A 26,560-nucleotide genomic window follows, 5' to 3' on the forward strand; every position below is an offset into this window, starting at 1 on the left:
GGGATTCACATCGGCGCCGTTATGTGCTTGATTCGTTCCGCCATGACGAATGTTGCGCCGCTCCCTGGAATAACCGCCCACCAGCTCGACATGCCGACGCTGGTGGCCGTGGTCGCAAAGGCGTCGAAACGGCCGCGCTACGCGTTCATGCTGCTCAATCTGATCGCCGAGGCGGCCCGTCCTGACGGGAGCGCAGGTCCGCTCGTGGTGCAGGGCAGGGCGCTCGTCTCGCTGCGCGATTGGCTGTGCGATGCCCTCTCGCCGATGGGCGATCGTGATCCTCGCCGGCTCGCGCTTGCCGCGAAGGTCCGGGACGAGCTGGAGCGTAGCGGCCAGTTGCCCGACCAGCCCGGCCTTGGAGAGCGAGTGATCGAGGAGGAGGTTCGCGCGCGCGTTCGCCGTGCGGGCAAAACCAATCTCAGCCGTGCGGTTTCCGAGCTGGTCGACGCCGGTCTGCTGCGGCGGCACTATCAGGGCTATCGTGTCGACCATCAAAATCGCGGGGCAGGGCGCCAGGCCGTCTATACCCTGGCGCCACCGGTGCGGCGTCTCCTCATGCAGCCTGTGCCCAGGGCCGCCGCCCATGCCCGTTTCAGCCGCCAGGGCGAATTGTTCGGCTGATCGCTTGCGCGAGACTGGTGACGGCGTTCGATGCGGAGGGGCAGGGATGCCTATTCCCAGTCGATATCGTCGTTGCGGATCACGAGCATCAATCGGAGGCGATCGTGATCGAAGGACGGAAGGCCATCGATCTCGATCAGCTCGCAGCGGGTGGCCGCATCGAACACTTCCCGCGCGTCGAACCGTTGCGGACGATCGCAGTCTTCGACCCAGTTCTCCAGCGCCCTCGCTCGCGCATATAAGGCCGCGGCGGCATGATCTTCCGGTTCCAGTCGCTCGGACGCTGCATATTCACTGAGGAAAGCCACTTCGGTCATTGGGCTCTTCTCGAATTCCTCGCGGACGGCGCTGAGGATCAGCGACGCGTCATTCATCTGTTCGGCGGTGAACCAGAAACCGTTCAAGACCGTCAGAGCATGGCCGGGAAGGTCGGTTGCAGTGGCGAGTTCGGCCGCCTGGACCTTGGCAAGGGCGCTTTCTTTCCACTTTGCTAGCATTGCCGGTATGTCCATCGCACCCATGCCTCTCCATCGGGGTCAAAGGTTAGCAGGTTTCCCTTTCAGGGTCGGCGGTCCTGTAGGCAGGCGCTGGAGTCTCCGAGGAAAAGAAGATCGCGCGATCCGGGGCTGATGAATTCGATCGGCTTGTCTGCCATCCGAATACCTGGTGCAGGATGATTGCTGTCGAATGTAGCGCAATCCGCATCGGGCCGGTGAGCATAGGCCTTAGCGCGCTTGTCGCTGCGGATGGCGCGCCGGCTTCGAGCAGCAGGAGCAGTTGCCGTTCGTCCCCGGTCAGATCGGAAGCCGACGCCGTGCCGGCGTGGAAGCGGCGCCCAGACCATGCTTCGTGGAGGGAGAGCAGCGCATCGACGGCCGGCGCGAGAAAACCGGCGCGACACGACTCCAGCCTGGCGAACAGGATGGGGACGACTGGTTGGCGCCCGTCAACCGCCTCACGCCAGCAACGCACTGCATCGATCATGAGGGCTTCGGGCGCCGATGGAGCCGCAAGCGCAGGGGGGATGGGCACAGGGCTCTCCTTTCACACTCTCCCCCTGATATCTGTGAACAGGGGTCAAACTAGATTCGCGATGTTGCGGTAGCAAGTCTGCCTGCTGCGCTGATTAAACGCGAAAAAACGCCTCCGCGCGTGACTCTGGAAGTGATCTGTGCTTTCAAGGGTTGCTAAATTCCGACGATTTTGAAGATTACGAAGATGTCTCTTTTCAAAATTGCGCTTACATACTATAAGAGCGATAAGATATCTTATGTTAAATCGTGGGCATTTATCCTATATTAGGTTAGTATCGATTGGTTGATGCAATTAATCATGACAAAGGCAGTTCGCCTTGGCGATCATCCGCTTGCTGGCGACTCGAGCGAACGAGATTGGCGAACCATTCATGAATGTCGGGACTGAGGCCGCGCAATCCTTCGCCGCCCAATGCGAAAGCCGATCCCAACTCACCGGCCGCGCCCTCGCAAGCACCGCCCAGTGCTTCGAACAAGCCGCGGATATGGGCCTTGATCATCGCATCGGGATCGTCCGCATGGGACGGCACCGTATAGTCGATCGTTCTGGTCGTCACAGGCATGGCGAATCTCCATCAGACGTTCAGTCGCCGCGATTTAGAACGAATAGAGAACATGCGTCGAGTCATTCCTGACGGCAGGTCCGAGCGCCGGGACGGCCAACACGGCGGGCCGAAAGACTTCGGCTATGCCGGACGTTCGAGAATCGTCTGCGCAAGCCAGGCGACGAACGAACCATCCTGCCAATTCCGCGGCGTGAGAACGAAGCCGTCGCTATCCTCCGGCGCTGTTTTCCCGATCGCCCTTTCGGCCGCAGCGATGGCGATCCGCAATTCCTGTGTATGGCCATCGCGGTTGCGGATGGAGAGCAGCACGTCGCAGGCCGCGCTCTCAGCCGGAAAGGATCGTTCGATGGTCGCGTCGAGTCCATAGGCATCGAGCTTCGCCTGAAGCTCGATCAGCGCGGTCAAGGCATCGCGCTCAAGGGTCGAGCCTACCGGCACGAAACGGCGGCCGCTCAGGATCGGCTGGGCATAGCCGCGCACCGGCTCGGCTTGTCCAATCGGGTCGAGGCGGCAGGCGATCAGAACCAGCCAGGGGCCGATCGCGAAATCGGATCGGTCGATCCTGTCCGTCACCGCGAACGGGCTGGCATGGCCCGAAAAGACGATTCGATCGTCCACATCCCCGGCATAGAGCAGCAGAAAACCCTGCGCGGCGGCTCGACCATGAATCCGCGTAATCTCCCGAAGCTTCGTTGCCACCTCTCCGGCCCAAAAGGCCCCTGCCCGCGTCCAGAGCGCTTCGGCCAGATCCATGTCCGGCCCGAGGCGAAAGGACCGGGCCGCCGTCATGATCGCGTGGAATTCGTCGACGAGCGAGGGATCGGGCGTCTCCGCCGGCGGAAGGACGATGTGCGCGCCCGAGGCCGCGAGCAGGGACCATAGCCTCGATGCGAGCGGGGGCAATGACGGGACCGCCGATGACATGCCGGGTATCGGCGGCAGGTCGGGATCGAGCGATACGCGAAAATCGGGCGCGGCGATCCGGCCATCGCCGCTGCGGTTCACCTGGAGATCCTGTCAATGCCGCGAGAACACATCGTCACCGTCCTGCATCCGGTCGAAGCCGCGCGCTCGACGATATCAGGAATGGGGAAGCCTCCAAGAGCTTTGGCTGCCGTGCTCGCAACATTCAAACGCGCGCAGTCGCCTCACGCCAATTCTGGTTGTGAACAAGTATCGAACATTGTAACATGACCGTAAAGGTTCATCATGCAAAAGTTCGATTGGAATACGTTCGACGCCACTCAGGATCGCTCCGATGGTCCGGTGGTCTTGTACGCCCATGATGACGAAGGGCTGCTCTCCTCGCCTCCCGAAGATGTGGGCCGTTCCTCGAACGCCAAGATCGCTGCGAACATGTTCTGCGCGGTGCTTCTCTGCCTGGGGCTGGTCGCGATGAAGCTCGCGGTTTCGTAGCAAGCCTATTTGCGCAGATCGGGGTCGTTGAAGAACCCGATATTGTGGCTGCCGTCGACCTCCTGACGGACCTGCGATCCCGCCTCGACGTTCAGATTGCGGCCCGCGCGTGCCGCCGCGCGCTGCTCGTCGAGTTCCGCCCTTCCGGCATCGATGATCGCCTGCGCGTCGGGCGCGCCCGGCGCTTGCGGCGGCCCGCCACGGCCGCCGACGCGGCTGGGCGCATAGCGTCCGCGGACATCAGCCGCCGATCCCACATCCGGCCGCTCGACGTGGACAAGATCCGGGCGCCGTAGATCGCCGTCGATCTCCGAGCGGATGACGTCGCTGCGCTCGTCCATCCAGCGGGCGATCAGCTCCGCGCGGACGGCCTGGCGATGATGAGAAAGATCCGTCGCCCATAGATCGGGAACGTCCATGCTTGGATTGCGGGCTTGCTCGCGGCGATACCATTGCGTGAGATCCTGACTCAGATTCTCCGATAGCTGCATGCCGTGGTTCTCGGCATAGCTCGCGTCGCGGTTGAGCGACCGCGCGATCTCCTCGAGCCGCTCGGCCGAGCGCGTGTAGGAATGCGCCAGCGCCAGCGAATCCTCGCGCACGGAGGCATCCGAGCTCGTCGTCGACGAGCGGTTGAACGATCCCGCGCGCTCATAGGTGCCCTCAGAGGACGAGGCGGAATCCCCGCTCGCGTGATCGTCGCGCATCGAGCTGGAGGAACTGCTCTGGCTTTCCGCGTTTCTGGACCGCTGGGTTTGATGATCGAGAGAGGATTGCTGGTTGGCGTTGATGCCAACCGAGCCCGAAATTCCGCCAATTGGTCCACCAACCCCGCCCTGCCTGTTACCGCCCTGCGTGCCGGCGTTCCCTCCGCCCGTTCTGGCAGGCCGGCCCTGCCCCCCTCCGCCGGCGCCGACTCGAGAGCCGGCGTTGATCGAGCCGCCGACCGATTCCGAATAGATCACCCGCCGGTCGCGATTATCCGTGACCGCCGACCGCTCGCTCTCGCTCGACCGCTGCTCGATGCTCTCGCCGCTGGTGCCCGTGCGTCGGTCGAACTGCTCGACCGACGTGCCCGACTGGACGCCGCTGCTCGCCTCGGCGCCAGCGGTTCGCTCGTGCGACAGCGTGGTCGATACCGCGTCGCGATGCTGCGCGGTCAGCACGGAAGCCGCGGCATTGCGGAAACTCTGGGCCTGGCGCTCGGCCTCGCTCGCCATCTGGCGCCATTCAGCGATCGTACCCGTCGTCATCGTCGGCGTGAACGGCAGCCGCGAAATGGCGCCGCTGGTGTCGATCACGTCCATGCCGTTGCCGAAGCCGCCGACGGTCGCGCCATTGTCCTGCCGGACGGTGACGCCAGGCGCGCCCGACATATAGCTGGCGGCGGACAGCCACTGGTTGCTCTGGCGCATGTTCGTGGTCCAGTTGCCCTCGCTCACATTGCCATAGCTGTAGTTGCCGGTGGTCTGCTCGGCCGCCGCCTGCTCGGCCGCGTTCTGCGCGGGCGCCAGCATCGACATGCTATGGCTGGCGATGCCCATGGCGCCGCGGGCGAGGCCCGCCGCCAGAAACGGGACTGACATCAGCATGAAGCCCGCAATGGTGGCGGCTTCGGCATTGACCGCGCCGATGCCGGCGTAGGTGCCGAGGGTCACGCCGCCGCCGGCGATCCCGTTCGACGCCGATTCCGCCCGCGTCATGCAGATCATGTGGAGGATGACGTAGAGCGGTCCCCATGCGGCCAGATAGAAGAAGCCCGTCGCATAGCCCTTGAGCGCGGTGACGCCGGTCTGCGGCATCAGGAAGAGCGGGAAGATCACCGGGAACATGGCGAAGAAGACCACGGTGAGTACAATATGGAGTACCGGCACCCAGGCCATCGCCTGCTGCGCGATCGAAGTATAGGTGTTGCGCGCCTGGATATCGGCGCGCGTCGTCGCGTAGGTGTCGATCGCCGCGGCCCCTGCCCCGCCCGCCATGCTGTTGCGCGCCTGGGCGAAGGCATTGATCGCGCTGTTCTGCCGCAGGACGGTTCCGTAGGTCGGCGAGCCGCCGGTGAAGGCCTGCGCGGCGATGGGGACGTCGTGGCGCAGCTTCTCGGCGGCAAGGGTATTGCTGAGCCTCGGATAGGCGGACTTGCCCCAAACCGGCAGGCTGGCCTCGATCATCGGGGTCCATTGCGCGTCGAGCGTCTGCCAGGCCGTCCGGCAGGTCAGGATCGAGGTCGCCACCGAACCGTCCGTCTGGCGCTCGACCCATTTCTGGGAGCGCGCTTCCGAGCCCGGCCCGATCGCGGCCCAGAGGTCCGCGGCCTTGGCGAGGTCGGTCATCGACTTGAAGCCGAGCATCACGTCATAGAAGGTGCAGGACTTGAAATGCTCCTCGAGGTTGGTCGCGAACTCGGCGTCGCGGATCTCGAAATTGCGGGTCGCATCGAGCAGGCGCGATCCGTAGATCATGCCGTTGCCGCTGAAATTGAGCTCGCTCGGCATGGCGAACACGGTTTCTGCGGTGCGCGTCAGATAGTCGCCCACCTGGCTGGTGAAGCTTGCCAGCACGCCGAGGCCGAGCGGGACATTGTCGACCGTCGCCGGCGCCAGGTCCGGGTTGAGCCGATCGGTCACCTTGATATCGACCGTGGGCACCATCAGGCACAAATAGATGGCGGTGGCTTGCAGGAACCAGGTGAACCATGCTCTGTAATTGAGGGTGAAGGCGACCACCAGCAGCGCGTAGATCAGCCCCATCACCATCGCGACGCGAATCAGCGCGCGATAGCCTCCTCCCCCCGACCAGGCCGCCACGGCATTGAAGACATTGACGAGATATTCGCCGCCGCCGATCGTGAAGACCTCGAGCATCGCCCCGCCCCGCCGTTCAGTTGAGACCCTGGGCGCTCAGTCCCCGCGAGAAGTTGAGCGCCGCCGCCATCCCCGGCGTCATGCTATTCTGGAGGGTCGATTCGAGCATGATCGACCGATCGATGATCTGCATGGTGACGGCGAGCTTCTGATCGAGCTTGACGCCGCGCTGCGCGAATTTCTGGCGGGTCGCGGCGATCTGCTGCTGCCACTGTCCGGCGGTCGCCTGGTCGGCGGTCTGGTAATGGATCTTGGCCTGCTCGACGCGATCGAGGACATTGTCGAGCATGGCGTTCAGGATATCGACCGAGACGATCTCGGCCAGCGTCTCGATCTCGCCGTCGGTCAGGGCATATTTGGCGGCGGCCTGCACTGCGAGAATCTTGAACAGCGGAACGGTGGCGAGGTTCAGGAGCTGCTTCTCCGCGGCATCGATTGCGGTATCCGAGCGGATCTTGAGGCTGATGTCGCGGATCATCGCAGCGATCCGCGGCCGCAAGGCCGAAGATGCCGGGACGCTCAGCGTCTGTTCGCCGATGTCGAGGCAAGGGTCATCGTTGCAGCGCAGGATCCTGACCGGCGGTGCGTCGGCCGTGCCGTCGAGCAGCGCCGTCACCACCGCGTCTTCGGCAGGACCGTGGATGACGACGGTCCCGCCGACCGCCGGATCGTCGGAGGGGCGCGTTACGATGGTGCCGACCAGCGTCATGATATATTCGGAGAACTCTTGGTCGAAGGCACCGAACTTCGCGGACTTCTTCAAGGCCTCCCAGCTGTAGTTGTGCGGCTCGCCGACGAGCTGGCCGGCCATGGCCGCATCGCTGTTGCCGGCGATCGTGCTGTCGCGCTGGTTGCCGTTGTTGCATCCCTGCCGCGCCGCCGCCCAATCGCTGAACACGCCCTGGCTGTTGCCTACCGCCTCGCAGATCGTTGCCCGGGTCGTGTCCATCTGCGGCCAGATGCCGCCGACCAGCGCCTGCGCCGTCTCGCAGGAGTTGATGTTCATCTGGTTGAGGAGTTGCGCCTTCTGGCTGAACTCGTCCATCACCTTGCCGATCTCGGGGCTGACGGAATCGATCGCCAGCTTGAAGGCGAAGCCGAGCGCATTGTTGGCGGTCGCCTTCAGCATCGCGATGATCTCGGACGCGTTGATGAAGGAGAAGCTGCCCGAGAATAGGTCGATGCCGCCGCAGCCAGCGCGCGCCGAGGGGAGCTGGAGGTTGAAGGGCGAGACGCTGCGCTGCGGGAAGCGCGTCCAGAGATTGCCGAGCGAATAATAGCCGGCCGACTGCCCCTGGAAGGCGGTGGGGCCGGTCACATTGGCGGCGCCGGAAGCGTCGTTGAAGAAGCTGTTCATCTGCCCAGCGACATCGGCGTGCGCCGTCATCGGCACGGCGGCGAGATGGAGCGCTGCGGCAATGGCGGCGAGGCCGGCGGACCTGCGCCAGCGCGTGCGGCGTGCGGTGAAAGCGGGTCGGTCCATCAGTAATCGCTCCCGACGCTGGTGTTGGTGAGCACGAAGATCCGGTCCATCAGCTCGTCGGCGCTCATGATGCCGAAGCCGATCGGAACGGTGCGCTTCGTCGCGGTGTCGAACAGGACCAGCGCCGGCGTCTCATTGCCCGGAACGCCCATGCGGGCCCGCTGGCCGCTGTCGACGACATAGTTGGGGAAGTCGCGCGAAGGCCCGCCGTCCATCGACACCGCCATGACCGCGAGGCGGTGGCTGTCCGTGACCGACCGCAGCACCGGCCCGAAGATGTCGCAGGCCGCGCAGGACTGCGCGAAGAAATAGAAGATGCCGTAGCGCTCGCCGAGCCTGGTCAGGACCGCGTCGCGATCGGCCCGGCGATTGTCGAGCCAGGCGCGCTTGCCGAGCGTCGAAACCGGCCGCTGCAGTGTATAGTCGAGATCCGGGTTTTGCCACAGCGCCCGCTGCCAGACGTCGGAGAAAGTCGAGGCGCGGTCGAGCTGCTCGCGCTGGAAGCGCACATAGGCGATCACATTCTCCTCGGAAGGCTCGAGGATCGCCCGCGCCTTCAATTCGTCGAGCCGATGGGTGATCGCCGCGAGCCGCTCGGCGGCGGGCGGTTCGGGCGCAGGGGCTTGCGCCTGCGCCTCCGGGGCGGGCTTCGGCCGGTCGCAATAGAACCAGGTGCCGAGCCGGCGCTCGCCGCAATAGAAATCGTCCTGCGGCCGGGCGGTTTCCACGCCGTCGGCCGCGCCGCCCGCGGATTGTCCCATCGCCGGCGTCAGGCCGGCTGCGGCGAGGCAGGTGGCCGCCAGAGCCAACAGGACGCACACAGTGCGATGGTTCGAGGAACGGCCGTGCCGGCCCGCCGGCATGCGGATGCGGTCAGGGTCCACCGGGCGCTCCATGAAGCTCGTAATAGTTGGTGATCTTCGACTGGATGTCGGCGATCGTCTCGATCTCGTCGGGCAGCTTCGCCGCGTCCATGAACTCGGCATAGACCTCCGTGAAATCCATTTTCGACAGGTCGAGCCGGGCAAACTCGTCGATGGAGAAGCCCTTGCATTGCTCTTTCTTGGCGCTGTCCCAGGGCTTGCCGAGCTGGACGCGGCCCTGTTCCTGCAAGATGCGCGAGAGCTTGCTCTCGAAGCAGCAATAGGCGGTGCGCTTGGTCGAGCAGATGCCGAGGAAACTCGATGAGCAATAAGTGCCGAGATTGTGGCAGAAGCCCATGCGGTCCTTGATGTCGAGCATCTTCTCCTCGGTCGAGCAGGCGAACAGCGTCAGGAACGGCGTCGCCACGGCCGCGATCGCCGCAGGGCCGCCCGCGAGCGCCGCGGCGCCCGCGCCGACCGTGAGCAGGCCCGACACCTTGCCCGCACAGCAATTGATCAGCCCGAACACGGGTTTGTGGCAGGTATCGCGTTCGCCTGAGAAGACGGTCAGGTTCGCGGGATCGAACTCGTCGCCGGCCTGGCCGAGGGCATGGAGCGCCACCAGCGCGTCCTTGAACTCGGTCGAGGCCTCGCGGACGATCGGCTCGCAATCGCCGTTGATGCAATAGACGTCGTCCCCGCAGATATATTGCTTGTCCGACGCAGCCGGGCCGCCCGGCACCGGACAGCGATAGACCTTCTCCGTGACCTTGCAGGGGCCGCCGCCGGGATCCTCGTCCAGGCATTCGTTCCGATCGAAGGTGCAGGCGGCATTGCCTTCGAGGTCCGAGCAATCATCGGCCGGCTTCAGCTCGTTGCACGAATATTCGCGCCGCCATGCCCAGCAGTTCTGGTTGACGGGGACGCCGTTGATGATCCTGGTTTCGTTGCCTTCGGTGCAAATGTCGATCTGCCGGGAGCATTGCGCATTGCCCGCATAGGCCGCGCAGGCGCTTTCGTCCTGGTGGAGTTCGGGCTCGCCGCCGGCTTCCCGGGCGAACCAATGCTGTCCGGTGATCGGCATGATGAATGTCCCCGGCCCGGCCGATACCGACATTTCGGCGGAGCAGACGATCTCGCGGACAGAATAGTCGCCGCAGAACTTGTTCGGGTCGAGGCCGACGGCGGTGCTCGCCGGACATCCGCCGAGCGACTTGCCCGTTGCCCGGCACGTTCCGGCGGCCAGCGCTGCCGTGAAGCTCCCTTCGCGCGGGAACGGCGCGCCATAGACGGTGTCGCCGGCGACATAATAGTGGTAGGCGGACGCCCCGCCACCCTCCGCGACGAGCGGAACCTGGCAGTAGCGATAGGCGCTCTCGACCTTGGTGCCGGTGTTGCAGCTCGCCTCATAATAGCCCTCGGCGCCGGCCGAAGGCGGCAAGGGCGTGCAGCTCCCGGCCGTGCCGCCATAGGATTCGCCCTCGAGATAGGTCGAGGGGTCGTTCTCGATCGCGGTCGCGCGATGCGTCGTCGCGAGGATCTCGGCGTTGCCGAAGGTCGGCCGCAGCTTGTCCGGGTCGGTGACAGTGCGATAGCTGTCGTTCGAGACCGCCGCCGCGCTGGCATCCGAAACCAGCTTGTCGGGATCGTCGAAATAGGTCGATTGAGGCAGGGTCGTCCCGGCATAGCCGGGGACGACCTCGGCCTGGCTCTCCTCGCTCGGGACGAGGGCGCCGTTCTTCCTGGCCTCCTCGGCGAGCGTCCGACCCTCCTCGCGGGCCTGCTCGCGCGTCGTCTGCCCGATCACCGGCAGGGCGGTCAGCATGACGAGCAGGGCGGCGAGGCGATGAGGGCGCATCACGGCGCCTCCCGCCGGAGATTGGCGAGCGCGACACTGGCAACCGCCGCTCCGGATCCCCGCCCCTCGACAAAGGCCGACAGGGCATAGTCGAGCGTCACATTGCCGACGAGCCGGTCGAAGGGAGGAACCTGCGTCTTGCAGGAGAATCCTTCGCACAGGTCGAAATCGCTGGAGACGGCGACATAGGTCGGCACCGCCTGCACCTCGAACGCACGGAAGAGGCGCGGATCGATGCCGATCGCGGCGGAGCCCGCCTCGTCCCTGACCAGTCTGGCGATCGCCGCGGTGAAGCGTTTCGCGCTATTGTCCGGGAAGCCGCGAAAGACGACCACGCCCCGTGCTCGCGCGGTGTCGGCGATCAGGCGCTTGAGCGAGGCTTCGGGCATCGACAAGGAAGCGAAGACGATCAATTGCGGCGCCTCGCCCCTGGGCGCCGCGGCATTGGCGCCGGCGCCGGTGACGAGCTCGTCGAAATCGACCGGGCCGGACGGCCCCGCCGGCAGCTCGACGCCCGCCAGATCGCGCAGGGTTTCCATACCCTCGGTGCGCAGCTGCTCGGCTTCGGCGCGATGCGCTTCGCCCCGGTTGCGGACATGATCGGCGAAGGTCTCGGCGTCCGCGCGCAGCTCGGCGGCGCGTTTGCGGACCGCTTCCAGGTCGAGGCCATCGACGCTCTGGGCAAGCAGCGCGGACAGGCCGCTTAATCCCGCGAGAGCGCTGAGGCCGGCGAGAAGAAGGTGCGTCCTTTTCATCACAGCACGCAGCAGTTTCGTTTGCGCCAGACGAGATAGCCCATGTCCTCGCCGCCGGCGGGATAGGCGCGCCCCGCGTCGGGCGGCATGGTCGAGGCTCCGATCGCGGAGCAGGCGAAACGCCCCGACACGGTCGGGATCGGATTGACCATCTGGATGCGATATTGCTGCTTGCGCATGATCGGCATCAGATATTTCTCGCACAGGCCCTTGGAGCCCATCGTTCCCCAGGCGAGGCCTTGCCGGTGCATCTTGTAGGCGAAGCGCGACAGAGCGAGGCGCGAGGACTGCACATGGCCGATGCTCGCGGGGATGTTGCCGTTGAGCGGATACATGGACCCCTGACAGCCAGCGCACCAAAACAGGCTGTCGAGGGGAAGATGGGCGGTCGCGGCCACGCAGTCGCCCGCGCAGGCGGCGACGGCGAGCGGATTGGCGAACACCACGGCTTCGGGATTGATCAGCGCGGTGAGCGTGTCGTCCTGCCAGAGCGGATCGATCTCGGTGATGTAGGCGATGTCGAAGCTCGCCTGCTCGAAGCACAGGAAGTCGGTCAGAATCTCCAGCCAGTAGAGCAGCGGATAGACATACCAGTGGACATGCCATTTGGCGGTCGACTGGGCCCGCCCGCCGACCATCGAGGGGCCGGCCATATAGCCCTGGCCGATGTCGAGGCCAGGCGCGATCCGCAGGCCGCCGAGATTGGGAAAGCACCAGGGCTTCATCGACACATCGGCAAGCCGCACCGGCTCCCAGAAGCCCGCGGAGATGCCGATGCGCGGCAGGGGATCGGCGCAGGCGCAGATCGGCGAGGCGGGATTGTTGGTGTCGGGCCGGCCGCTCGGCCAGATCTTGAGGCCGCCGATCGACAGAGGGAAGAGGCAGCTCCAGCACACGTCGGTCACCGGGTTCACGAACTTGCCGTTGCAAGTGGGGCTGGCCGCGCGGGCGCCGCCGGGGGCGAAGGCCAGGCCTGCGAGGACAAGCAGGGCCATGAGGAGGATCGGACGGACCCGGCTCATGCGTCCGGCTCCTGTCCCATGCGGTCGAGCCAGTCCCGGTCGGCCGCCAGCTTCCGGCGCCAGTAGATGAGGCCGACCAGGACCACCGCGAGCAGCAGGCCGGCCACCGCCGCCGATGCGCCGCGCCCGATCGCAACGTGCAAGAGAGCCCGTCCAAGGATCGATCCGGCCAGCGCGACGCAAAGCCCGAGCCAGCACAGGCGCCAGCGCCTGAGCGCCGGCGTCTCCGGCGCCGCCATGGGCGTGCGCAAAAGATCGAGCCAGAGCGGCATCATCCCGCCCCCTTCGGCTTCAGAGGCACCTCGCGCACCCGCATCGCCTTGCCGTCCTGGGTGACGATCGCGGGAACGTGGCGGATGCCGAACCGCGCGGTGAGCCGGCCCTCCTGGTCGAAATAGAAGCGCCGCCGCCGTGCCGTCATCGCATCGATCGGCGATCCCGCCACCAGGATGATTTTCGCCTTGGCGTCGCCATAGGTGGCGGTCGCCCAGTCCATCTGCCGGGCATCGTCGCCGTCGACGAAGACGAGATCCTGGCGAACCGTCACGAAATCGAGCGGGTTCACGCGCGCACCGCGCGCCGCGATCAGGTTGCCCTTGTGATCGCGGATATCGCTCTCGAGCGTGATCGCCGGATCGAAGGTCCAGCTGCGCGCCTCGGTCGCATGGGCGATGCCGTCGACGGGCCTCGGCCTGCGGACGTGCCGCTCGGCGCGCCGTGCGAACTCGGCATTGGCCGCCGCGATCCCGCCGGTCTGTTCAAGGCGGCGAAGCTTCGCCTCGATCGTCGCCAAAAGGTCCGGCTCGACGATCGGGAAGGTCTGGCCGAGGACGCCGAGATCCCGCGCCTGGCTTGATGACAGGCCGAGCAACGCCAGCAGGACGGCGGCACCGGCGCGGGCGCGGCGGCGCATCACAGGATCGCGCTCCCGGTCCCGATGATCCGGCGGCGGCAGATGAATCCGATCTCGGCATAGCGCGAATCGAACCCGTCGGGATGATCGGTCCCGACATAATAGCAGCCCTGCGGGATCATGCCGGTCGCACCGGGCGTGAGCGGCTCGCCCAGACGGGTGCGTGGCTTCATATGCGCAACCACCCTGCCCGCGACGAGGACGAGGGCGCCGCGATGCTCGACGCGCTCGCCCGGCAGGCCGATGACGCGCTTGCCGAACGGTCCCGCGCGTTTCCCGAAATGCCTCGTGAGCAGCGCCGAGGCCGGAGGATCGAAGAAGATATAGTCGCCGCGCACCGGCGCCTTGTTGCGTTCGATGAAAAAGGCCCAGTTGGGCAGCGAGTCGCTTGCATTGATCAAAAGCGCATGGCCGTCGCGCCAGGCTGCGAGCGCCCCCAGGGCCAGACAGGCCCATAAAGACGCCGCGCCCAGGATCCACAGGCGCCAGCGCGGGCGGAAGGGCTCAGTTCGCGCCGCCGGCATCGCCCGTTCCTTCGGATCCCGCCATGCCCTTGAACGGCGACGGCGGCAGCGCGTCAGCGGGAACGGCAGCGCCCGGCATGGCGCCGCCGACTGCGGCCGGCGCGGCGGCGGGCGGAGCAACCGGCCCACCCTGCGGCATCGCGATCCCCGACGCATAGACGGCGCGGCGCAGATCGTCGGTCACGTCGGGCACGTTGCGGCTCAGCACCGCCTCGCCGACGAGAACGATCTGCCCTTGCGCGCCGCGCCGTTCGAGCTGCCGGTCGAGCGCTGCCATGAACCGGCGCATCTCGGCCTCGACCCGTTCGGGCGGAGCGGCGCTGCGCGCCTGCGCCTGGACATATTCGCCGACGATCGACGACAGCCGCACCGATACGATGTCCTGCCGCCGGTCGGCTCGGGCAAGAATCGCGTGGGTGACCCAGATCGCCCAGACGAGCGCGGCGATGACGAGGACGCCGCAGAGGAGCTGGCCGCGGGTGAAGCCGGCGAGCCCCGTGCTCGCGGTACGCGCCGGAAGCACGGGATGGGGAAGGTCCAGCTCGGGTTCGCGCTCAGACATCGCTCGCCGCTCCGGGGCGCTCGGGCGGCAGAAGATGGCGCCAGCGCAGGAGGAGGACGCCGGCGCATAGCAGAAGGTCGGCCGCCGCGAAGATCCATTTGAACTGCATCTGCCGGTCGAGGCCGGCCGCGACATAGCGGGTCGAGAGGTTGGCGAGCTGGTGCATCATCCCGTCGATCGAGGCGTTGCCGAGCAGCAGGAACAGCAGGAAGAACATGCCCCAGACGATCAGCTGGGAGGAAATGACGACGCCCAGCAGATGCAGGAAGAAATGGATCATGTCGCCGATCCCGAGACGCCGGGGACCGGGCGCGTCCCCGCCCTTTGCCGCTACGGGATCGCTCGCCGGCGCGCCCGACGCTTCGGCCTCCAGGCAGTTCTGGAGGAGGACGCCGACCCCGCGCGGGCGGCGATCCGGCGCCGGCTTGCGATCGGCACGCGCGAATTCGGGACTATACTGTGTCGCCATCCTGCTACTCCGCTGCCTGGCGGGCATCGCCGTCGGCGGCTGCCTCGTCGCTCAAGGGGAAAGCGACCTGTTCGATCGCTTCGTCGATGGGAAAGCCGCGCGCGACCAGCGTCTCGACCGCCGCGAAGGTGCGGGGGCTCGATGAATAAAGCGTGGCCGAAAAGGGATCGAGCACGAGACGGCCGATCGCCAGCGTGTCCGGTCCCTTTATCATGATGTCGGAATATTCGGTGCCGTGGCGCTTCAGGGACCGCAGCAGCGCGTCGGCATAGTCGTCGAGCGCCAGCCGCTCGTGCTTGCGCAGATCGGCGATCGTCTCCTCCTTCTGCTCGAGGATGACGAACCAGTCGCTGTTCTCGAGCGCCGCCACCGCGCCGCTCGCCTTGTAATAGTCGTTCAGGGACTGGGCCGCCGTCACCAGGCTGGCGCCATATTTGCGGCAGGTCCGGGCATAGACCTCGACGAAATCGGCCATCGCCCCGCCCTTGAGGAGCTGCCAGGCCTCGTCGATCAGAAGCATCTTGGGGATGGCCCGGTCGATGCGGCGCATCACCTGGCTCGAGAGGAACATGATCGCGGTGAGGACGACCGAGCGAAGCTCCTCGCGCGACGACAGGTCCGACAGCTCGAACACGGTCAGCCCCGCCGAAAGCTCGAACGACACCTCGCCGACGAAGAAGCCGCCATAGGTGCCGCGGCTGCCGAACGGACCCATCGCGATCGCGAGATCGGCCGCGAGCGGGTTGCCGCTGTCCGTGAGCGCGGCGATCAGGTCGTCGATCCCCGCGTTCCTGCCCTTCGCCGCCCAGACCGAGTTCACCGCACTGTCGATCAACCCGCGTTCGGTGTCGTTGAGGCGATCGATATGCCGGGCCATCTGGCCGACGATCGCCTTCAGCATCGCCATGCAGTCGAGCAGATAGTCGGGATCGTCCGCGGCCCGCTCGGGGTCGATCATGCCGAAGGGGTTGAGGCAGAATCCCGAGCTCATCGTGAACTCGACGAAGGCGCCGCCCTGGAGTTTGGCGCTGTGCTCGAATGAGCGGCCGTCGTCGATCACCACCACGCGGGCGCCGGCACCGCACAAGGCCGCGCACAGTTCCTGGAGCGACACCGACTTGCCCGATCCCGACTTGCCGAACACCGCGACATTGTGGTTGCCGGCGGCGTTCTGGAACGGGCTCCAGAAGAAGGGCTGGCCGCGCCTCCCGACCAGCAGCAGGTGCGGCACCGCGCCGCCCAAATATTCGCCCTGGAGCGGGGCCAGGCTCGCCGCGGTGGTGGTGAGCATGGTGCGCATGCGCTTCATGCGGTCGAGGTCGCGCGCGAGGCCGTTGCCGAGCGTCATCGGCATGGCGCAGAGCAGGCCCATCATCTGCAGGTAGCGATCGTCGTGCAGATCCCAGCCCGCCGCGCGATAGACCGATTTCAGGACCCGCTCGTCGGCATCGCCACGGCCCAGCGGCGAGATCGCGGTGACGCCGTAGAAGACGCGGACGAGCTTGCGTCCTTGCCGCAGCTCCTCTTGGACATATTGCCATTCGCGCGACTGTTCGCGCAGCTGCGGCAGAAAGCGCGCCGACTGCGAGTCCGCGAGGCTCGTCGTGCGCATGAACTTGTAGCTCGCCCGCCCCGACAGCGCATCGGCGTCGGGAAATTCGAGGCAGAGCGTCGTCGCCACCGGGCAGGGCATGCGCAGCTTGTCGGTGAACATGTCGCCGATCAGGCGGGCGACATCCCAGGGCGCCCAGCGGGTTGGCAGGTTGCGGACCGAAAAAGAGCGGACGTCGAACGTGTCGGGATAGATCTCGCCGATCTCGGGGGCGCCGTCGATATCGGCGCCGGTCGGGCGGAACCGCTCGGTGCGCAGCAGCATCCGGTCGGGTTCGATGCGGAGTTCGATATCGCGCCTGACCGCCTGCTCGGCGATCGGATCGAGCGCGTTGTAGGAGAGCGCGTCGTCGCCCGCCGCCGTCGTCGGCGAGGTGAGATCGTCGACCCAGGCGATGAGCGCGACCGGATCGAGCGCGCGGGCGCCGACATTGACGGACTGCAGGGTGGACATGAGGCTCTCGCGCACGCCGACGATGTCCTCGACCGAGATGGACGCGCTTTCGGGGAAGGAGAGTGAGACGAGGACGCGGTGGTTGCGTAAGGAGAAGGGCGCGTCGGCCGACAGCGATTGCCAGACGCCGTCCGTCAGGAACTCGGTGCGATGGCGCGCCATCCGCTCATAGACGCCGCGCGCTGCATAGCGCGGCAGATACCATTGGGAGAGGCGCTCGCCGACGCGCGGGCTCATCCACTGGGTAAACTGGACGCAGCCCGGTGACGGCACGCCTTCGGAAAGGAACTGGGCAAGGATCTCGCCGGTCCGCTCGGTCGATCCCACCATCGGCGCGGCCTCGACGACGAACCCGCGTGACGCCGAGTTGTAGAACAGCCCCGTCTTCTGGTCGTAGCTGCGATAGGGCAGCCAATGCGCGAGCATCGGCACGGCGAGGTCGGGCCGGGTGCGATCCGGCGCCCTCTGCTCGCCAAACAGCCGGGCAAGGAGCCCGTCGAACAGGCCCGCGCGATCCGTCATTGCGGATCCTCCATGCCGGACGGGAAGGTTCCGGCGCGGACGACCGGCGCCACGCCATCGGGCGGAGCCGGAGTTGCCTGGGGCGGCGCGGCCGGGACAGATGCGGGCGGCGGCGTGGACGGGGCGGCTTGCCCGGATGCTGCTTCGGCGCGACGCTGGGCGATCCGTGCCTCGACATCGGCCCGGATCGCCTCGACGCTGGTCGGGGCGCGTGCCCGCGCAGCGGCGACGGCCGCTTCCGACGGGGGATCGGAAGCGACCGCCGCCGGCGCCTCGGCGGCCATCGGCCGGTCGACCGCATCGGCGAGCGTCTGGCCGGGGCCAGCCAGCGCTGCCGCTGCGTCGCCCGGAGCCGCCGGGATCTGCCAGTCGCCCTGCTCGACGACGGCATGGACGGCGCTTGCTTCGTGCAGCCATCCCTGCTCGTCGATATAGGGCGAAAAGACGATGCGAAGAACCTTCTCGCGGGAGCGCGCGGGCGCGGCGGATGCCGCGCGCACGCCCGCCGACCGGCGCTCGGGCAAGGGAGGCGCTTCGGCCCGCGCCTCCTCGGGCGGCGCGATCACGCCAAGCGCCTGGTCGTCGATCATCGCACTCGGCGCGCAGGTGCCGCCGGGCGCCCGGCACAGGAAGTCGCCGCGGACATTGCCGCCGAGGAAGGACGTGCAGCCGCCAAGGCCGGCGAGCGCGGCAATCGGCAGCAGCGCGCGGTCGATGCGCCCGAGCGCGGGGCGGGTGGCGCGCGCGCTCACGAGCGTCCCTCCGCCAGCCAGCGGGCGAGGAACTCCTTGGGGCGAAACCCTTCGAGCATCGCGCCGTCCGACCTGACGATCACCGGCGTGCCGCCGAAGCCATGCTCGCGCGCGAAACGCTCGTTGGCGTCGAGGCCCGAGGTATTGCAGCGCCCGCTGCCGGCGACGTCGCGGCCGCCATAGGCCGCGCGAACCGCCGCCGCCTTGTCCCTTGCGCAATAGACCTGGTTGGCGAGATCGCGGCTGCCGAGGATCGAGATGGGGCGCTCGACCACGCGCACGTCCATCGCCGAGAGGGCCTCGTGCAGCGCGCGGCAATAGCCGCAGCGGAAATCGGTGAAGATCGTCACCGTGTCGCGCGCACCCGACTTCCCCCAGACGATCGCGCCGTCGCTCGGCAGACCGGCGACCGAGACGGTGCGCGGCGCCGCGGGCGCGGCGGCGGCCCGCGCGCCCAGTTCGGCACCGGCATCGGCCTCCCTGCCCCGGCCGGCGCCGGCGGCGCCGCCCAGCAGCATGTCCGGGTTGATCTCCAGCAGCCGCGCCGCGGTCAGGTCCTTGCGCGTCTCCATGTCGTAGACGCGGCCGATGACCAGATAGCGCCCGCCATGATCGACATAGAAGAGGTTGCTGCCGGCGGTGACCTCGCACAGTCCGGCGAGCTTGCCGCAGTCGAGCTTGGTGATCTGCGTCTTCGGCAGCCGTTCCTTCAGCCGCGCCATGACATCGGCACCGGAATCGCCGAACCCGCCCGCGAGCGCGAGGCCGGCGGCGCCGAGCGCGGCGACGCCGGCGATAGCAGACAGGGGACGAAGCGGAAGACGGGTCCGGCGCAGCGCCGCCCATCGGCTAGTTGCGGACATAGACACCCTCCAGGAAGACGATCTCGACGTCGATGCCGGTCGGCATCTCGATCACCGGCTGATATTGCTCGGCGCGCTCGATCAGATATTTGGACACCATGTCGCCGGTCTGGGACACGCCCTCGCCGAACCCACCCTGCAGGATGTCGCCGGCGGAAAGCTGCTCGCGGCGGCCGTTGGTGGTGATGTTGGTCCCTTGCAGGAAACTGTTGGCATTGGCAGAGAAGCCGCGGCCGAACCCGCCGAACAGGCCGGCGATGAAGGCCTGGGTGACGAGCGAGCCCTCGCGGCTGACGACGCGGCCGCGCACGCCGGTCTTGCCAGCATAGGCGATGAAACCCTTGACCTCGCTCACCGCATAGCGACCGCCGGGCTGCGGGCAGGTCATGCGCTGGAGCTTCACATAGACCTTCTCGGAACTGAGCTCGCCGCGCGCCGCGCCGTTGATGAGACAGCCCTCGATGCTGGTGGTGAGCAGCCGCCCCTTGTCGAAGACCGACCGCGCCGGGCCGGTCACGCGCAGCACGACCGGCAGCGGATCGGTCTGGCTGTTGACCCCGGCGCTCGCATCGACGCCGACGATCACGCGCGCTGAGGCGAAGCTGTTGGGGGGCAGATAGTTCGGGCTGTTGGAATAGACCGTGTTGCCCGCCGGCGCGCGGGTCGCCGCGCCACCTTCGCCGGTGGTGAAGGAGACGAGCTTGACCTCGCTCGCGTGCAATGCCGCCGGAGCGCCGCCGGCAGGCGGCGCGGCGTCGCCGGGGCGCTGATAGAGGGGCGGCGCGCCCGAACCGTAGAGCGCGGTCGGGCCGGGCGCCGGCGCGGGTGCCGCGCGCGCTTCGGCGACTTGGCGCCGCAGCTGCTCGTTCTCGGCCTGGTAGGCGGACAAGACCCGCTGCCCGTCGGCGGCCATCGCCTGGTTCGCGCCGCGCAGCTGCTCGACCTGCTGGGCGAGCTGGTCGACGCGCTGCTGCTGCGCGCCCATCGCGCGCAGCTGGTTCTCGGTCGACTGGAAGCGGTTTTCTGAAAGCGCCATCCATTCCCGGTCGGAGAGATTGCGATTGACGAGATCGGCGGTGGACACCTCGACCTCGGCGGTCTGTTTGTCCCCCTTGGCCGTGTCGCCCTCGCCGCCGGAGAAGATCCAGAGGCTCGAGAGCGCGATCCCGGCGATCCCCGCGCCCGCCAGCAGCATGCGCTGGCGCTTGCGGACCGCATCGTTGAGCCCGAGTTCGGGCGCGACCGGGCTGACATCGTCGGTTCCGGCCGGCGCCGAAGCGGCGCGGCGGCGCAGGAGTGCCCGCAGGCTCATTGGCTGCTCCCATTCTGCCAGACGAGATAGGCGGTGGTGACGCGGCCGGGGGCGAGCTCGGGCTCGGCCACCGATACGGCGAGCGCGCTCGCGGGCGCGATGACCTTGCTGTCGAGCGTCATCGTGTCGCGGCCCTTGTTCTCGATGCGCAGCACCCGGCCGTTCAGCATCTCCCCGCGATATTCGGCGATGAGCTGGACCTTGAGGGCGCCGATATTGGCGGGCGCGAGCGAGCGCTGCCGCATCTCGTAGCCGTCGATCACCCCGCCGCCGTACATGGCGCGGATGAGCGCGACGGCGGCCTCGCGCGGCCCTGCGCGCTCATGGCGCGCGCCCTCCGCGTCGCCGCGGGCGATCGCGGGATTGCTGACGAAGACCTGGCGCGCATCGTCACCGTCGATCCGGCAGACGAACTTGTAGACATAGCCGCGCCGCGTCGTGCCGAAGAAGGACAGCGACGGGCGGCCATAGCCCTCAGGCACGCTCAGATAGATATCGCCGCGCAGCGGCTCGTTGACGACCGTGAAATCGTCCTGCGCCGAGCCGGACGACACCTTCGATACCGATGCGAACTGGTCCTCGACCAGGCTGATCCGGGTGAGATCGCGCGCGGATGCGGTGCAATCGACCTGGGCGCTGTCGGCAGCCATCACCGTCTGGTCGGCCAAAGCGGGGGATGCCATGATGAGGAGCGAACCGCCAACCAGGACCGCGCCGGTCGTGCGGCTCGCGTGGCAGTCGATGCGCGAGAGAAAGGCGCAGCCGGCGGCCATACCGGCGATGAGGCAGACCGACATCATGATTGCTTGTCCTGCTGGTCGGCCGCCACCATGCCGAAGCCGACGAGCTTCAGGCTGAGGCCGGTATATTCCCAGGTGTAGCGGAAGGTCCGGGCTTCCCGGGAAACCACCTTGTTGCCGACGATGGTGATGAGTTCGCCCGTCACCTGCGACACGAGGGCGTGCGGATCGACGCGCATCGAGCGGATGGTGAAGACCTGGACGATGCTCGAGCCGCGCTGCTCCTCCACGATCTTGAGAAGCTCGGCCTTGAGCTGGCCCTGCGCGCGCGGGTGGGCGATCGCCAGCACCGACTGGAGCCAATAGTCGAGATTCTGGGGGCTGCGGTTGAGCGTGAGCACGGCGACGTCGCGCGTGATCATCTCCAGATAGTCCTTCGACACGCCCGAGCTCGAGATCGTCACCGGCGAGGTCAAGAGCGGCTGGAGGACCACTTCGCGGTCGCGGGTGCCGGCCACGAGGAGGAGGATCAGGCTGAGTGCGCCCAGGCCGGCGGCGAGCAGGGCCAGCAGGTTGCGCTGGCGCAGCACGCGCTGGCCGAGGGCGTGGCTGTGGGCGAGGTCCATCGCTCAGCCCGCCATCAGCCGGAGGTGGGAGGGCGGCGTGGCCCGGAGGCCCATGAATCCCGCCGGCAAATACCAGTAGGCCAGATGGAGCAGCCCGGATGCCCTCCGCCCTGACTTCGCTTTCTTGAGGCCCCACCAGCCGGCAAACGAGAAGAATGTGCCAATGAGGATATGCTGGGTCAGGATGCCCGCGACGAAGGGAATGACCATCGCGAGGGCTTCATCCAGCGTCCAGAGCCCGATCAGCTCGGGATCGTCCAGATGCTGCGGAACGACATAGCGGTCTGCTGCCATACGCCACCCCCTGCCCGGCGACGCCCGCAAGACGGCGCCGGGAAAAATGCCGCGATTCAGATGGTGGCCGTCACGGTCGAGGTGACGATCGGAATACCGGTCCCGGCGCCGACGCCGACGCCGACCGGAATGGCGACCTGGGAGAGCGAGAAGCGGCCCGAGGCAAGCGCGACGATGCCGCCCGCGAGGCTGAGGACGGTGATGATCTTTCCGCCGGAGCCTTCGAGAAAATCGGTGAACTTGGTGAGGGCTGTGTCGAAGGTGGTGTCGGCGCCGGCATGGGCGGCGCCGGCGAACAGCACCATGGCGAGCGCGAGCATCGCGGCGAGGAACAGGGCGTATTCCAAGGCTCTTTTCCGGTCATAGGTCAGCTGCATGAGCGAATTCCTTCCAGGCGAGATGAGGCGGGTGCTTTGCTGCCCCCGGAAAGGAACTTCGCCCGTGGAGACGCCCACGCAATGCGAGGCTGCGGCCGCGCCGCGAATCGGGCCGAGCGAGGGCCGATTATTTTTGCCTCGTCCGCGATTTCGGGACGGCGATGCCTGGCGGACGGGACAGGCTGTCCCGACTTTCGGGACGTGCCGTCCTGAAACTATGGATCGTGCGTCCCTTGTTGGGGGACGACCCCGACTCGGGCTAGACTGACGTGCAGTCGAAACCGATTCGGTGCGGGGCTGTCATGCTCCCGACATCCGGCCGGTTTCAAAAAGAGGACCCACCGCAAGCAGAGGCAGGAATGACGGGCCGTACACGCGCCTACGCTCTCGATATCTCGGAACACCTCTTCCTGCTCACGACCGAGGGCATTCGCTTGCGGTCTAATGAAACACGTCGCTACCAGACGCTGGCCAAGCTCGTCACCGACCGCCTGCAGGTCGAACCGAGGCTCGGCGTCGAGGATCTGGTGTCCTTGCGCGAGCATCTGGAGGCGACGCCGACCAAGGGCGGCATCCGGATCCACCTCAATATCTCGCGGACGAGCGCCAATTCGCTGATCGACGTGAAGAAGCGGCTGGCGCAGGAACTGGGCGGCGACCTGACCGTCGGCGATGCGCTCTCGATCCTGCTGTTCGACTATATCGCCGAGCGCGCCACCGACCTCGCGGTGCGCCGCAGCAGCCATGCGGCAAGCGAGCCGCGCGGGGTCGAGGACGATTGCCCGCCTTGATCCGCTGCACCGCAACAGGCTGAATTCGAAAGCGGAAACCTGTCCGTCCGGCTTGCCACACTCATCAGCTTATGATTGACTGCCCAACCCACGAAGGCGTGGAGCAAGTGCCTCCATGGAGCAAACGGCAGGATCGGCTGATTCCGGCCGGGCACCGCCCAGGGATGAAGCCGAAGGACAGGACTATATACCGCTGATCCGGTACGCGATGCGCTCGCGCGCAGTGAGCCTTCGCGTGCTCTCGACCCGCACCGGAATCGCCAAGACCCGGCTCGGCCTGCTGCTGCACGGCGACCCCGACCGGCGGACGGGGAAAGGCCGCGCGACGATGCGGCTCACCGAGTTCCGAAAGATCCTGTCGGCACTCGAGATCGACCCGATATTGGCGGTGATCCTGGTGGAGACGATCGGCGATTTCGAACTGCTCTACTCCGAACGCTATGCGCGCGTGGTGGCGATGCTGTGCAACATGTTCCGCGAGCTGCCGCTCAACGTCATCGACGAGCTCGAAACGCTCGAAGGGATCGACGGCACCGAGGTGCGCCCCGGCTGGGCAGACGTGCTGCGCCGCGCGGTCGTTCGCCGTGTCGTCGAGGAAATCAACGCGACCGCCACGCGCCGCGCCACCTTGAGCGACTTCTCCATCTGATCCGCTGCCTCAGAAGATCAGCATCGCCGCATGGCGCGACGCCGGCTCCTTGATGGCCGGTGGCATGTCTACCGGGCGGGACGCACCCGCGAGACGGCGCCAGTCGAGCAATATGTCGCGTACATAGGCCCGGGTGTTGGGGAATGGCGGCATTTCCCCGCCGCGTACCCGGCCCGGCCCGGCATTATAGGCCGCGAGCGCCAGATGCGGCTGCCTGAACCGGTCGAGCTGCTGGCGCAGGTAGCGCGCGCCGCCGCGCAGATTGTCGAGGATGTCGTAGCGATTGACCCCGAGGCCGGTCGCCGTGTCCGGCATGAGCTGCGTCAGTCCGAACGCGTTCTTGTGCGACACGGCATCGGGGCGATAGCGGCTCTCGTTGATGATCAGGGCATCGAACAGTCCGACCGGAATGCCGTGCTCGCAGGCGATACCACGCATCATGTCGTAATAGACGCGCCGGCGCGTCTCGGCGTCGACCGAAAGAAAGCCCGCCGGGCGATAGGGACCGGCGGCGCAGCCGGCCGGGTCGCCGACGGGCGTCTGCGGGAACCGGTCGCCGAGCATCCATGCGGGGATGGGAATGGCAGGCGGCGGAAGCGGCGTGGCCGAAGCCGCTTCGGGCGGCGCCGCGCCGGTTCCCTCGGCCGCGACGCCTGTGAAGCTGTCGGCCATCTGATATTCGACCCACCGGCGGCTGAGATCATGGACGCGGAACGCCGCTTCGGCGGACGCAGGCACTATCGCCTCGCCCGTCGCGGGCGGCCGATCGGATGGTGGCGCGGCGTCTGCCCCCTGCCCCGCCGCCATCGCGATGACCTGGGCGGAGCGAGATTGCGCGGTCCCGGCAGCGGACGTCGCCGCGATCCCAAGGGCAAGGAGGACCGTGACGGCTCGAAGAAAGGATCGCATCGCAGGCACTCTCCACAGCAATTGTGCAGAGTTGAGAACAGGCCCGATCGAGCTGTCAATCGCGACCGATTGCGCCCGCGGCCCGTCCCGGCGCTATTCAACTGGGCATAGGGCCTGCGTCGCGGCCGGCAGTCCCGCGCTCCCCTTGCGACGAAACCGCGCGCGCTCGCCGGCCAGCAACTCGGCCTCGAAGCCGGCGGAGAGCCAGGCGCTGCATTGTACATAGCCCCGGCCCATGGGCGGCGCATTGGACCACCAGGCCGCCTCGCGCGCCGCCTTGGGCAGCATGGCGCCGAGGATCAGCTCGATCTCGTCGAAGCGCAGCGTGACCGCATCCTCGCGCGAGCGCCGCCGCAGGAAGCGGCGCAAGGGATCATATTTGCTCACCCTGCTATGCGGACTGGCAGAATTCGCGGATCAGATTGTCCGCGTCGCGTCCGACCAGGCCGCCGAGCCGGCGCAGCGCCGCGCGCAGCCGCTCAACGAGGCGATAGCTGTCGATCACCACGAGCCGTGCATGCTTGCGCGCGGCGTCGGCGAGCACGGCGGCATCGGCGGTGTATCCCAGCGTCTCCGACAGCGGCTCCTCGACCGTCGACTTGATGACCGCGATCTCGGCGAGCGCGACCGGCGCCAGCATGAGTACGGGCGCCGCGCTGGCTCCGGAGGCGCTGCCGGCGGCCGCGAAGGCATGCCGCATCGCCTCCCAATCGGTCTCGACCAGGCGCACGACCCGGATCGGCGGCATCCCGGCTTGCTGCAGCTCGAAGGCCACGAGGATCTTCAGCAGCGCCGCGACCGTGAGGTAGCGCGGCGCGTAGGCGCGCGCCCGCGCCAGCGGGAAATCGAGGCGCGAAAAATAGAGCAGGCGCTGCAATACCGTTCGTTCGGCATCCTCATCGATGTCCCCGACCCACATCACGATCCGCGCGACGTCGGTCAGGCTGATCAGGAAGCTCCCCGGCGCGGCCCCGTTCCCGTCAGACTCCTCATGCCTCGCGGTGGGGTTGTGAACCCCCCGCTCCAATGCCTGCTTACCCTGCAGCCGCCGCATCGCCCGTACCGATGTTCTAGGGACGCTGGGCCGCCGGAGCTGCCGGCGGCAGGACCTCGCGCTCGAAGCTGATCGTCTGGATGCGCGCATCGAGCCCCTGGACGACCGCGGCGGTCAAGTCGTTGCCGAAATTGCCGCCAAGAACCGTGTTGCGATCAAGCAGCAGGCCGCACCCTTTCTGGCGATAGACCTGCGCGACGACCGGCTGAAACTCGGTGGAAACGCGGCCGAGCGCCTTGACGCGCGTCGCGTCGATCTCACGCGAGCGCTGCGCCGCCTTGGCATCGACCGGCTGCAGGCGCGCGGCCAGCGCCTGCTCGCGCGTCCGGCGCTGGTCGGCGGACAGCCGGGCGGACTCGGCGTTGAACGCACGAATATCGGCTTCGATCGGACGCCGCTCGGCATCGACCTCGGCCTGGGCCTGCTGCGCCAGTTCCCGCAGCCGCGCCGTCATCGCCTGACCGACCTTGGCGTTGGCGAACACCGCCTCGCGCGACAGGAGGCAGACGCCCGCGACCAGCGGCCCGCCCAGGCCCGCCGTGGCAGGCGCCGGACCCGCGGTTTGGGCGCGGGCCGGGGCAGTTGAAGCGAGCGCGATGGACAGCAACAGAAAGCGGCGCATGGGAAAGCAATCCTCTGCAAGGGAAAACAGGCGT

General features: G+C 67.2%; 31 protein-coding genes. 4 read left to right on the forward strand and 27 right to left on the reverse strand.

Annotated features, from left to right (window positions below; genetic code table 11):
* Nucleotides 1-90: 90 nt before the first annotated feature.
* A complete protein-coding gene (locus PX554_RS20160; protein WP_275504323.1) occupies nt 91-621 on the forward strand; it encodes a hypothetical protein in 531 nt (176 codons plus the stop codon).
* A gap of 50 nt (nt 622-671) precedes the next feature.
* Here the strand turns inward: PX554_RS20160 and PX554_RS20165 are convergent, their stop codons facing one another.
* The 4 genes from PX554_RS20165 to PX554_RS20180 form a co-directional block, all read right to left on the reverse strand.
* Nucleotides 672-1,142 (reverse strand): hypothetical protein, encoded by a 471-nt coding sequence (locus tag PX554_RS20165; protein WP_275504273.1) that lies wholly within the window; start codon nt 1,140-1,142, stop codon nt 672-674.
* A 22-nt stretch (nt 1,143-1,164) separates the two neighbouring features.
* Nucleotides 1,165-1,605, reverse strand: a complete 441-nt coding sequence (locus PX554_RS20170; RefSeq protein ID WP_275504274.1) for a hypothetical protein — start codon at nt 1,603-1,605, stop codon at nt 1,165-1,167.
* A gap of 346 nt (nt 1,606-1,951) precedes the next feature.
* On the reverse strand, nt 1,952-2,218 hold the full coding sequence (locus PX554_RS20175; protein WP_275504275.1) for a hypothetical protein: 267 nt from the start codon (nt 2,216-2,218) through the stop codon (nt 1,952-1,954).
* Nucleotides 2,219-2,341: 123 nt separating this feature from the next.
* Nucleotides 2,342-3,226 carry a hypothetical protein gene (locus PX554_RS20180; RefSeq protein ID WP_275504276.1) on the reverse strand — a complete coding sequence of 295 codons (885 nt, stop codon included), beginning with the start codon at nt 3,224-3,226 and terminating at the stop codon, nt 2,342-2,344.
* Nucleotides 3,227-3,430: 204 nt separating this feature from the next.
* On the opposite strand from PX554_RS20180, the gene PX554_RS20185 reads away from it, so the two are divergent.
* Complete coding sequence (locus PX554_RS20185) at nt 3,431-3,637, forward strand: hypothetical protein (protein WP_275504277.1); 207 nt, start codon at nt 3,431-3,433, stop codon at nt 3,635-3,637.
* 5 nt (nt 3,638-3,642) lie between these two features.
* On the opposite strand, the gene PX554_RS20190 is transcribed toward PX554_RS20185, so the two are convergent.
* From PX554_RS20190 to PX554_RS20280, 19 genes are all read right to left on the reverse strand, one after another.
* The gene (locus PX554_RS20190; RefSeq protein ID WP_275504278.1) at nt 3,643-6,501 is read right to left on the reverse strand and encodes a conjugal transfer protein TraG N-terminal domain-containing protein; all 2,859 of its coding nucleotides are present in this window, start codon (nt 6,499-6,501) and stop codon (nt 3,643-3,645) included.
* A 16-nt stretch (nt 6,502-6,517) separates the two neighbouring features.
* Nucleotides 6,518-7,888, reverse strand: a complete 1,371-nt coding sequence (locus PX554_RS20195) for a conjugal transfer protein TraH (RefSeq protein WP_275504324.1) — start codon at nt 7,886-7,888, stop codon at nt 6,518-6,520.
* 95 nt (nt 7,889-7,983) lie between these two features.
* Nucleotides 7,984-8,745, reverse strand: coding sequence for a conjugal transfer protein TraF (locus tag PX554_RS20200; RefSeq protein ID WP_275504325.1), 762 nt, complete (start codon nt 8,743-8,745; stop codon nt 7,984-7,986).
* Nucleotides 8,746-8,857: 112 nt separating this feature from the next.
* Entirely contained in the window at nt 8,858-10,705 is a 1,848-nt protein-coding gene (locus tag PX554_RS20205) for a conjugal transfer protein TraN (RefSeq protein ID WP_275504279.1), read from the reverse strand.
* A complete protein-coding gene (gene trbC / locus PX554_RS20210) occupies nt 10,705-11,460 on the reverse strand; it encodes a type-F conjugative transfer system pilin assembly protein TrbC (protein WP_275504280.1) in 756 nt (251 codons plus the stop codon). Before trbC ends, PX554_RS20205 begins: the two co-directional genes overlap by 1 nt.
* Complete coding sequence (gene traU, locus PX554_RS20215) at nt 11,460-12,482, reverse strand: conjugal transfer pilus assembly protein TraU (RefSeq protein ID WP_275504281.1); 1,023 nt, start codon at nt 12,480-12,482, stop codon at nt 11,460-11,462. Before traU ends, trbC begins: the two co-directional genes overlap by 1 nt.
* The gene (locus PX554_RS20220) at nt 12,479-12,754 is read right to left on the reverse strand and encodes a hypothetical protein (RefSeq protein WP_275504282.1); all 276 of its coding nucleotides are present in this window, start codon (nt 12,752-12,754) and stop codon (nt 12,479-12,481) included. The genes traU and PX554_RS20220 overlap by 4 nt, the downstream gene beginning before the upstream one ends.
* Nucleotides 12,754-13,395 (reverse strand): type-F conjugative transfer system protein TraW, encoded by a 642-nt coding sequence (traW, locus tag PX554_RS20225; protein ID WP_275504283.1) that lies wholly within the window; start codon nt 13,393-13,395, stop codon nt 12,754-12,756. Before traW ends, PX554_RS20220 begins: the two co-directional genes overlap by 1 nt.
* Nucleotides 13,395-13,919: a S26 family signal peptidase gene (locus PX554_RS20230; protein ID WP_275504284.1), complete on the reverse strand. Its 525-nt coding sequence runs from the start codon at nt 13,917-13,919 to the stop codon at nt 13,395-13,397. The genes traW and PX554_RS20230 overlap by 1 nt, the downstream gene beginning before the upstream one ends.
* Nucleotides 13,900-14,481, reverse strand: a complete 582-nt coding sequence (locus PX554_RS20235; RefSeq protein WP_275504285.1) for a type-F conjugative transfer system protein TrbI — start codon at nt 14,479-14,481, stop codon at nt 13,900-13,902. The genes PX554_RS20230 and PX554_RS20235 overlap by 20 nt, the downstream gene beginning before the upstream one ends.
* The gene (locus PX554_RS20240) at nt 14,474-14,950 is read right to left on the reverse strand and encodes a hypothetical protein (RefSeq protein WP_275504286.1); all 477 of its coding nucleotides are present in this window, start codon (nt 14,948-14,950) and stop codon (nt 14,474-14,476) included. The genes PX554_RS20235 and PX554_RS20240 overlap by 8 nt, the downstream gene beginning before the upstream one ends.
* A 4-nt stretch (nt 14,951-14,954) precedes the next feature.
* A complete protein-coding gene (gene traC / locus PX554_RS20245; RefSeq protein ID WP_275504287.1) occupies nt 14,955-17,537 on the reverse strand; it encodes a type IV secretion system protein TraC in 2,583 nt (860 codons plus the stop codon).
* Nucleotides 17,534-18,289, reverse strand: a complete 756-nt coding sequence (locus tag PX554_RS20250) for a TraV family lipoprotein (protein ID WP_275504288.1) — start codon at nt 18,287-18,289, stop codon at nt 17,534-17,536. Before PX554_RS20250 ends, traC begins: the two co-directional genes overlap by 4 nt.
* A complete protein-coding gene (locus tag PX554_RS20255; RefSeq protein ID WP_275504289.1) occupies nt 18,286-19,152 on the reverse strand; it encodes a DsbC family protein in 867 nt (288 codons plus the stop codon). The genes PX554_RS20250 and PX554_RS20255 overlap by 4 nt, the downstream gene beginning before the upstream one ends.
* Nucleotides 19,139-20,464, reverse strand: coding sequence for a TraB/VirB10 family protein (locus PX554_RS20260; protein ID WP_275504290.1), 1,326 nt, complete (start codon nt 20,462-20,464; stop codon nt 19,139-19,141). Before PX554_RS20260 ends, PX554_RS20255 begins: the two co-directional genes overlap by 14 nt.
* Nucleotides 20,461-21,264 (reverse strand): type-F conjugative transfer system secretin TraK, encoded by an 804-nt coding sequence (locus PX554_RS20265; RefSeq protein WP_275504291.1) that lies wholly within the window; start codon nt 21,262-21,264, stop codon nt 20,461-20,463. Before PX554_RS20265 ends, PX554_RS20260 begins: the two co-directional genes overlap by 4 nt.
* Entirely contained in the window at nt 21,261-21,830 is a 570-nt protein-coding gene (locus tag PX554_RS20270) for a type IV conjugative transfer system protein TraE (protein WP_275504292.1), read from the reverse strand. The genes PX554_RS20265 and PX554_RS20270 overlap by 4 nt, the downstream gene beginning before the upstream one ends.
* Nucleotides 21,831-21,833: 3 nt before the next feature.
* Entirely contained in the window at nt 21,834-22,124 is a 291-nt protein-coding gene (gene traL, locus PX554_RS20275) for a type IV conjugative transfer system protein TraL (protein ID WP_275504293.1), read from the reverse strand.
* 56 nt (nt 22,125-22,180) lie between these two features.
* Complete coding sequence (locus PX554_RS20280; RefSeq protein ID WP_275504294.1) at nt 22,181-22,501, reverse strand: TrbC/VirB2 family protein; 321 nt, start codon at nt 22,499-22,501, stop codon at nt 22,181-22,183.
* A gap of 359 nt (nt 22,502-22,860) precedes the next feature.
* Here PX554_RS20280 and PX554_RS20285 point away from each other — a divergent pair, with 359 nt between their 5' ends.
* Both PX554_RS20285 and PX554_RS20290 read left to right on the forward strand, forming a co-directional pair.
* Complete coding sequence (locus PX554_RS20285; RefSeq protein WP_275504295.1) at nt 22,861-23,292, forward strand: hypothetical protein; 432 nt, start codon at nt 22,861-22,863, stop codon at nt 23,290-23,292.
* Between the two features lie 235 nt (nt 23,293-23,527).
* On the forward strand, nt 23,528-23,941 hold the full coding sequence (locus tag PX554_RS20290) for an XRE family transcriptional regulator (protein ID WP_275504296.1): 414 nt from the start codon (nt 23,528-23,530) through the stop codon (nt 23,939-23,941).
* 9 nt (nt 23,942-23,950) lie between these two features.
* Here the strand turns inward: PX554_RS20290 and PX554_RS20295 are convergent, their stop codons facing one another.
* From PX554_RS20295 to PX554_RS20310, 4 genes are all read right to left on the reverse strand, one after another.
* Nucleotides 23,951-24,850 (reverse strand): lytic transglycosylase domain-containing protein, encoded by a 900-nt coding sequence (locus tag PX554_RS20295; RefSeq protein ID WP_275504297.1) that lies wholly within the window; start codon nt 24,848-24,850, stop codon nt 23,951-23,953.
* A 93-nt stretch (nt 24,851-24,943) separates the two neighbouring features.
* A complete protein-coding gene (locus PX554_RS20300; protein WP_275504298.1) occupies nt 24,944-25,219 on the reverse strand; it encodes a DUF7662 domain-containing protein in 276 nt (91 codons plus the stop codon).
* Between the two features lie 22 nt (nt 25,220-25,241).
* Nucleotides 25,242-25,904, reverse strand: coding sequence for a hypothetical protein (locus PX554_RS20305; RefSeq protein WP_275504299.1), 663 nt, complete (start codon nt 25,902-25,904; stop codon nt 25,242-25,244).
* Nucleotides 25,905-25,920: 16 nt separating this feature from the next.
* Nucleotides 25,921-26,526, reverse strand: coding sequence for an OmpH/Skp family outer membrane protein (locus PX554_RS20310; protein ID WP_275504300.1), 606 nt, complete (start codon nt 26,524-26,526; stop codon nt 25,921-25,923).
* Between the last annotated feature and the right edge of the window lie 34 nt (nt 26,527-26,560).

Source organism: Sphingomonas pollutisoli (assembly GCF_029167165.1).
Lineage (GTDB): Bacteria > Pseudomonadota > Alphaproteobacteria > Sphingomonadales > Sphingomonadaceae > Sphingomonas > Sphingomonas pollutisoli.

Bases quoted from the DNA above. Each gene is read 5' to 3' on its own strand.
- PX554_RS20235 (WP_275504285.1), bottom strand. From the start codon at position 14,481: ATGTCTGAGCGCGAACCCGAGCTGGACCTTCCCCATCCCGTGCTTCCG.
- traW (WP_275504283.1), bottom strand. From the start codon at position 13,395: ATGCGCCGCCGCGCCCGCGCCGGTGCCGCCGTCCTGCTGGCGTTGCTC.
- PX554_RS20185 (WP_275504277.1), top strand. From the start codon at position 3,431: ATGCAAAAGTTCGATTGGAATACGTTCGACGCCACTCAGGATCGCTCC.
- PX554_RS20310 (WP_275504300.1), bottom strand. From the start codon at position 26,526: ATGCGCCGCTTTCTGTTGCTGTCCATCGCGCTCGCTTCAACTGCCCCG.
- PX554_RS20230 (WP_275504284.1), bottom strand. From the start codon at position 13,919: ATGCCGGCGGCGCGAACTGAGCCCTTCCGCCCGCGCTGGCGCCTGTGG.
- trbC (WP_275504280.1), bottom strand. From the start codon at position 11,460: ATGAAAAGGACGCACCTTCTTCTCGCCGGCCTCAGCGCTCTCGCGGGA.
- PX554_RS20255 (WP_275504289.1), bottom strand. From the start codon at position 19,152: ATGTCCGCAACTAGCCGATGGGCGGCGCTGCGCCGGACCCGTCTTCCG.
- traL (WP_275504293.1), bottom strand. From the start codon at position 22,124: ATGGCAGCAGACCGCTATGTCGTTCCGCAGCATCTGGACGATCCCGAG.
- PX554_RS20305 (WP_275504299.1), bottom strand. From the start codon at position 25,904: ATGCGGCGGCTGCAGGGTAAGCAGGCATTGGAGCGGGGGGTTCACAAC.
- traC (WP_275504287.1), bottom strand. From the start codon at position 17,537: ATGACGGATCGCGCGGGCCTGTTCGACGGGCTCCTTGCCCGGCTGTTT.
- PX554_RS20260 (WP_275504290.1), bottom strand. From the start codon at position 20,464: ATGAGCCTGCGGGCACTCCTGCGCCGCCGCGCCGCTTCGGCGCCGGCC.
- PX554_RS20205 (WP_275504279.1), bottom strand. From the start codon at position 10,705: ATGCGCCCTCATCGCCTCGCCGCCCTGCTCGTCATGCTGACCGCCCTG.
- PX554_RS20200 (WP_275504325.1), bottom strand. From the start codon at position 8,745: ATGGGACAATCCGCGGGCGGCGCGGCCGACGGCGTGGAAACCGCCCGG.
- PX554_RS20270 (WP_275504292.1), bottom strand. From the start codon at position 21,830: ATGGACCTCGCCCACAGCCACGCCCTCGGCCAGCGCGTGCTGCGCCAG.
- PX554_RS20175 (WP_275504275.1), bottom strand. From the start codon at position 2,218: ATGCCTGTGACGACCAGAACGATCGACTATACGGTGCCGTCCCATGCG.
- PX554_RS20285 (WP_275504295.1), top strand. From the start codon at position 22,861: ATGACGGGCCGTACACGCGCCTACGCTCTCGATATCTCGGAACACCTC.
- PX554_RS20295 (WP_275504297.1), bottom strand. From the start codon at position 24,850: ATGCGATCCTTTCTTCGAGCCGTCACGGTCCTCCTTGCCCTTGGGATC.
- PX554_RS20190 (WP_275504278.1), bottom strand. From the start codon at position 6,501: ATGCTCGAGGTCTTCACGATCGGCGGCGGCGAATATCTCGTCAATGTC.
- PX554_RS20220 (WP_275504282.1), bottom strand. From the start codon at position 12,754: ATGCCGCTCTGGCTCGATCTTTTGCGCACGCCCATGGCGGCGCCGGAG.
- PX554_RS20240 (WP_275504286.1), bottom strand. From the start codon at position 14,950: ATGGCGACACAGTATAGTCCCGAATTCGCGCGTGCCGATCGCAAGCCG.
- PX554_RS20165 (WP_275504273.1), bottom strand. From the start codon at position 1,142: ATGGGTGCGATGGACATACCGGCAATGCTAGCAAAGTGGAAAGAAAGC.
- PX554_RS20280 (WP_275504294.1), bottom strand. From the start codon at position 22,501: ATGCAGCTGACCTATGACCGGAAAAGAGCCTTGGAATACGCCCTGTTC.
- traU (WP_275504281.1), bottom strand. From the start codon at position 12,482: ATGAGCCGGGTCCGTCCGATCCTCCTCATGGCCCTGCTTGTCCTCGCA.
- PX554_RS20195 (WP_275504324.1), bottom strand. From the start codon at position 7,888: ATGACGGCGCACGCCGATGTCGCTGGGCAGATGAACAGCTTCTTCAAC.
- PX554_RS20265 (WP_275504291.1), bottom strand. From the start codon at position 21,264: ATGATGTCGGTCTGCCTCATCGCCGGTATGGCCGCCGGCTGCGCCTTT.
- PX554_RS20160 (WP_275504323.1), top strand. From the start codon at position 91: ATGCCGACGCTGGTGGCCGTGGTCGCAAAGGCGTCGAAACGGCCGCGC.
- PX554_RS20170 (WP_275504274.1), bottom strand. From the start codon at position 1,605: ATGATCGATGCAGTGCGTTGCTGGCGTGAGGCGGTTGACGGGCGCCAA.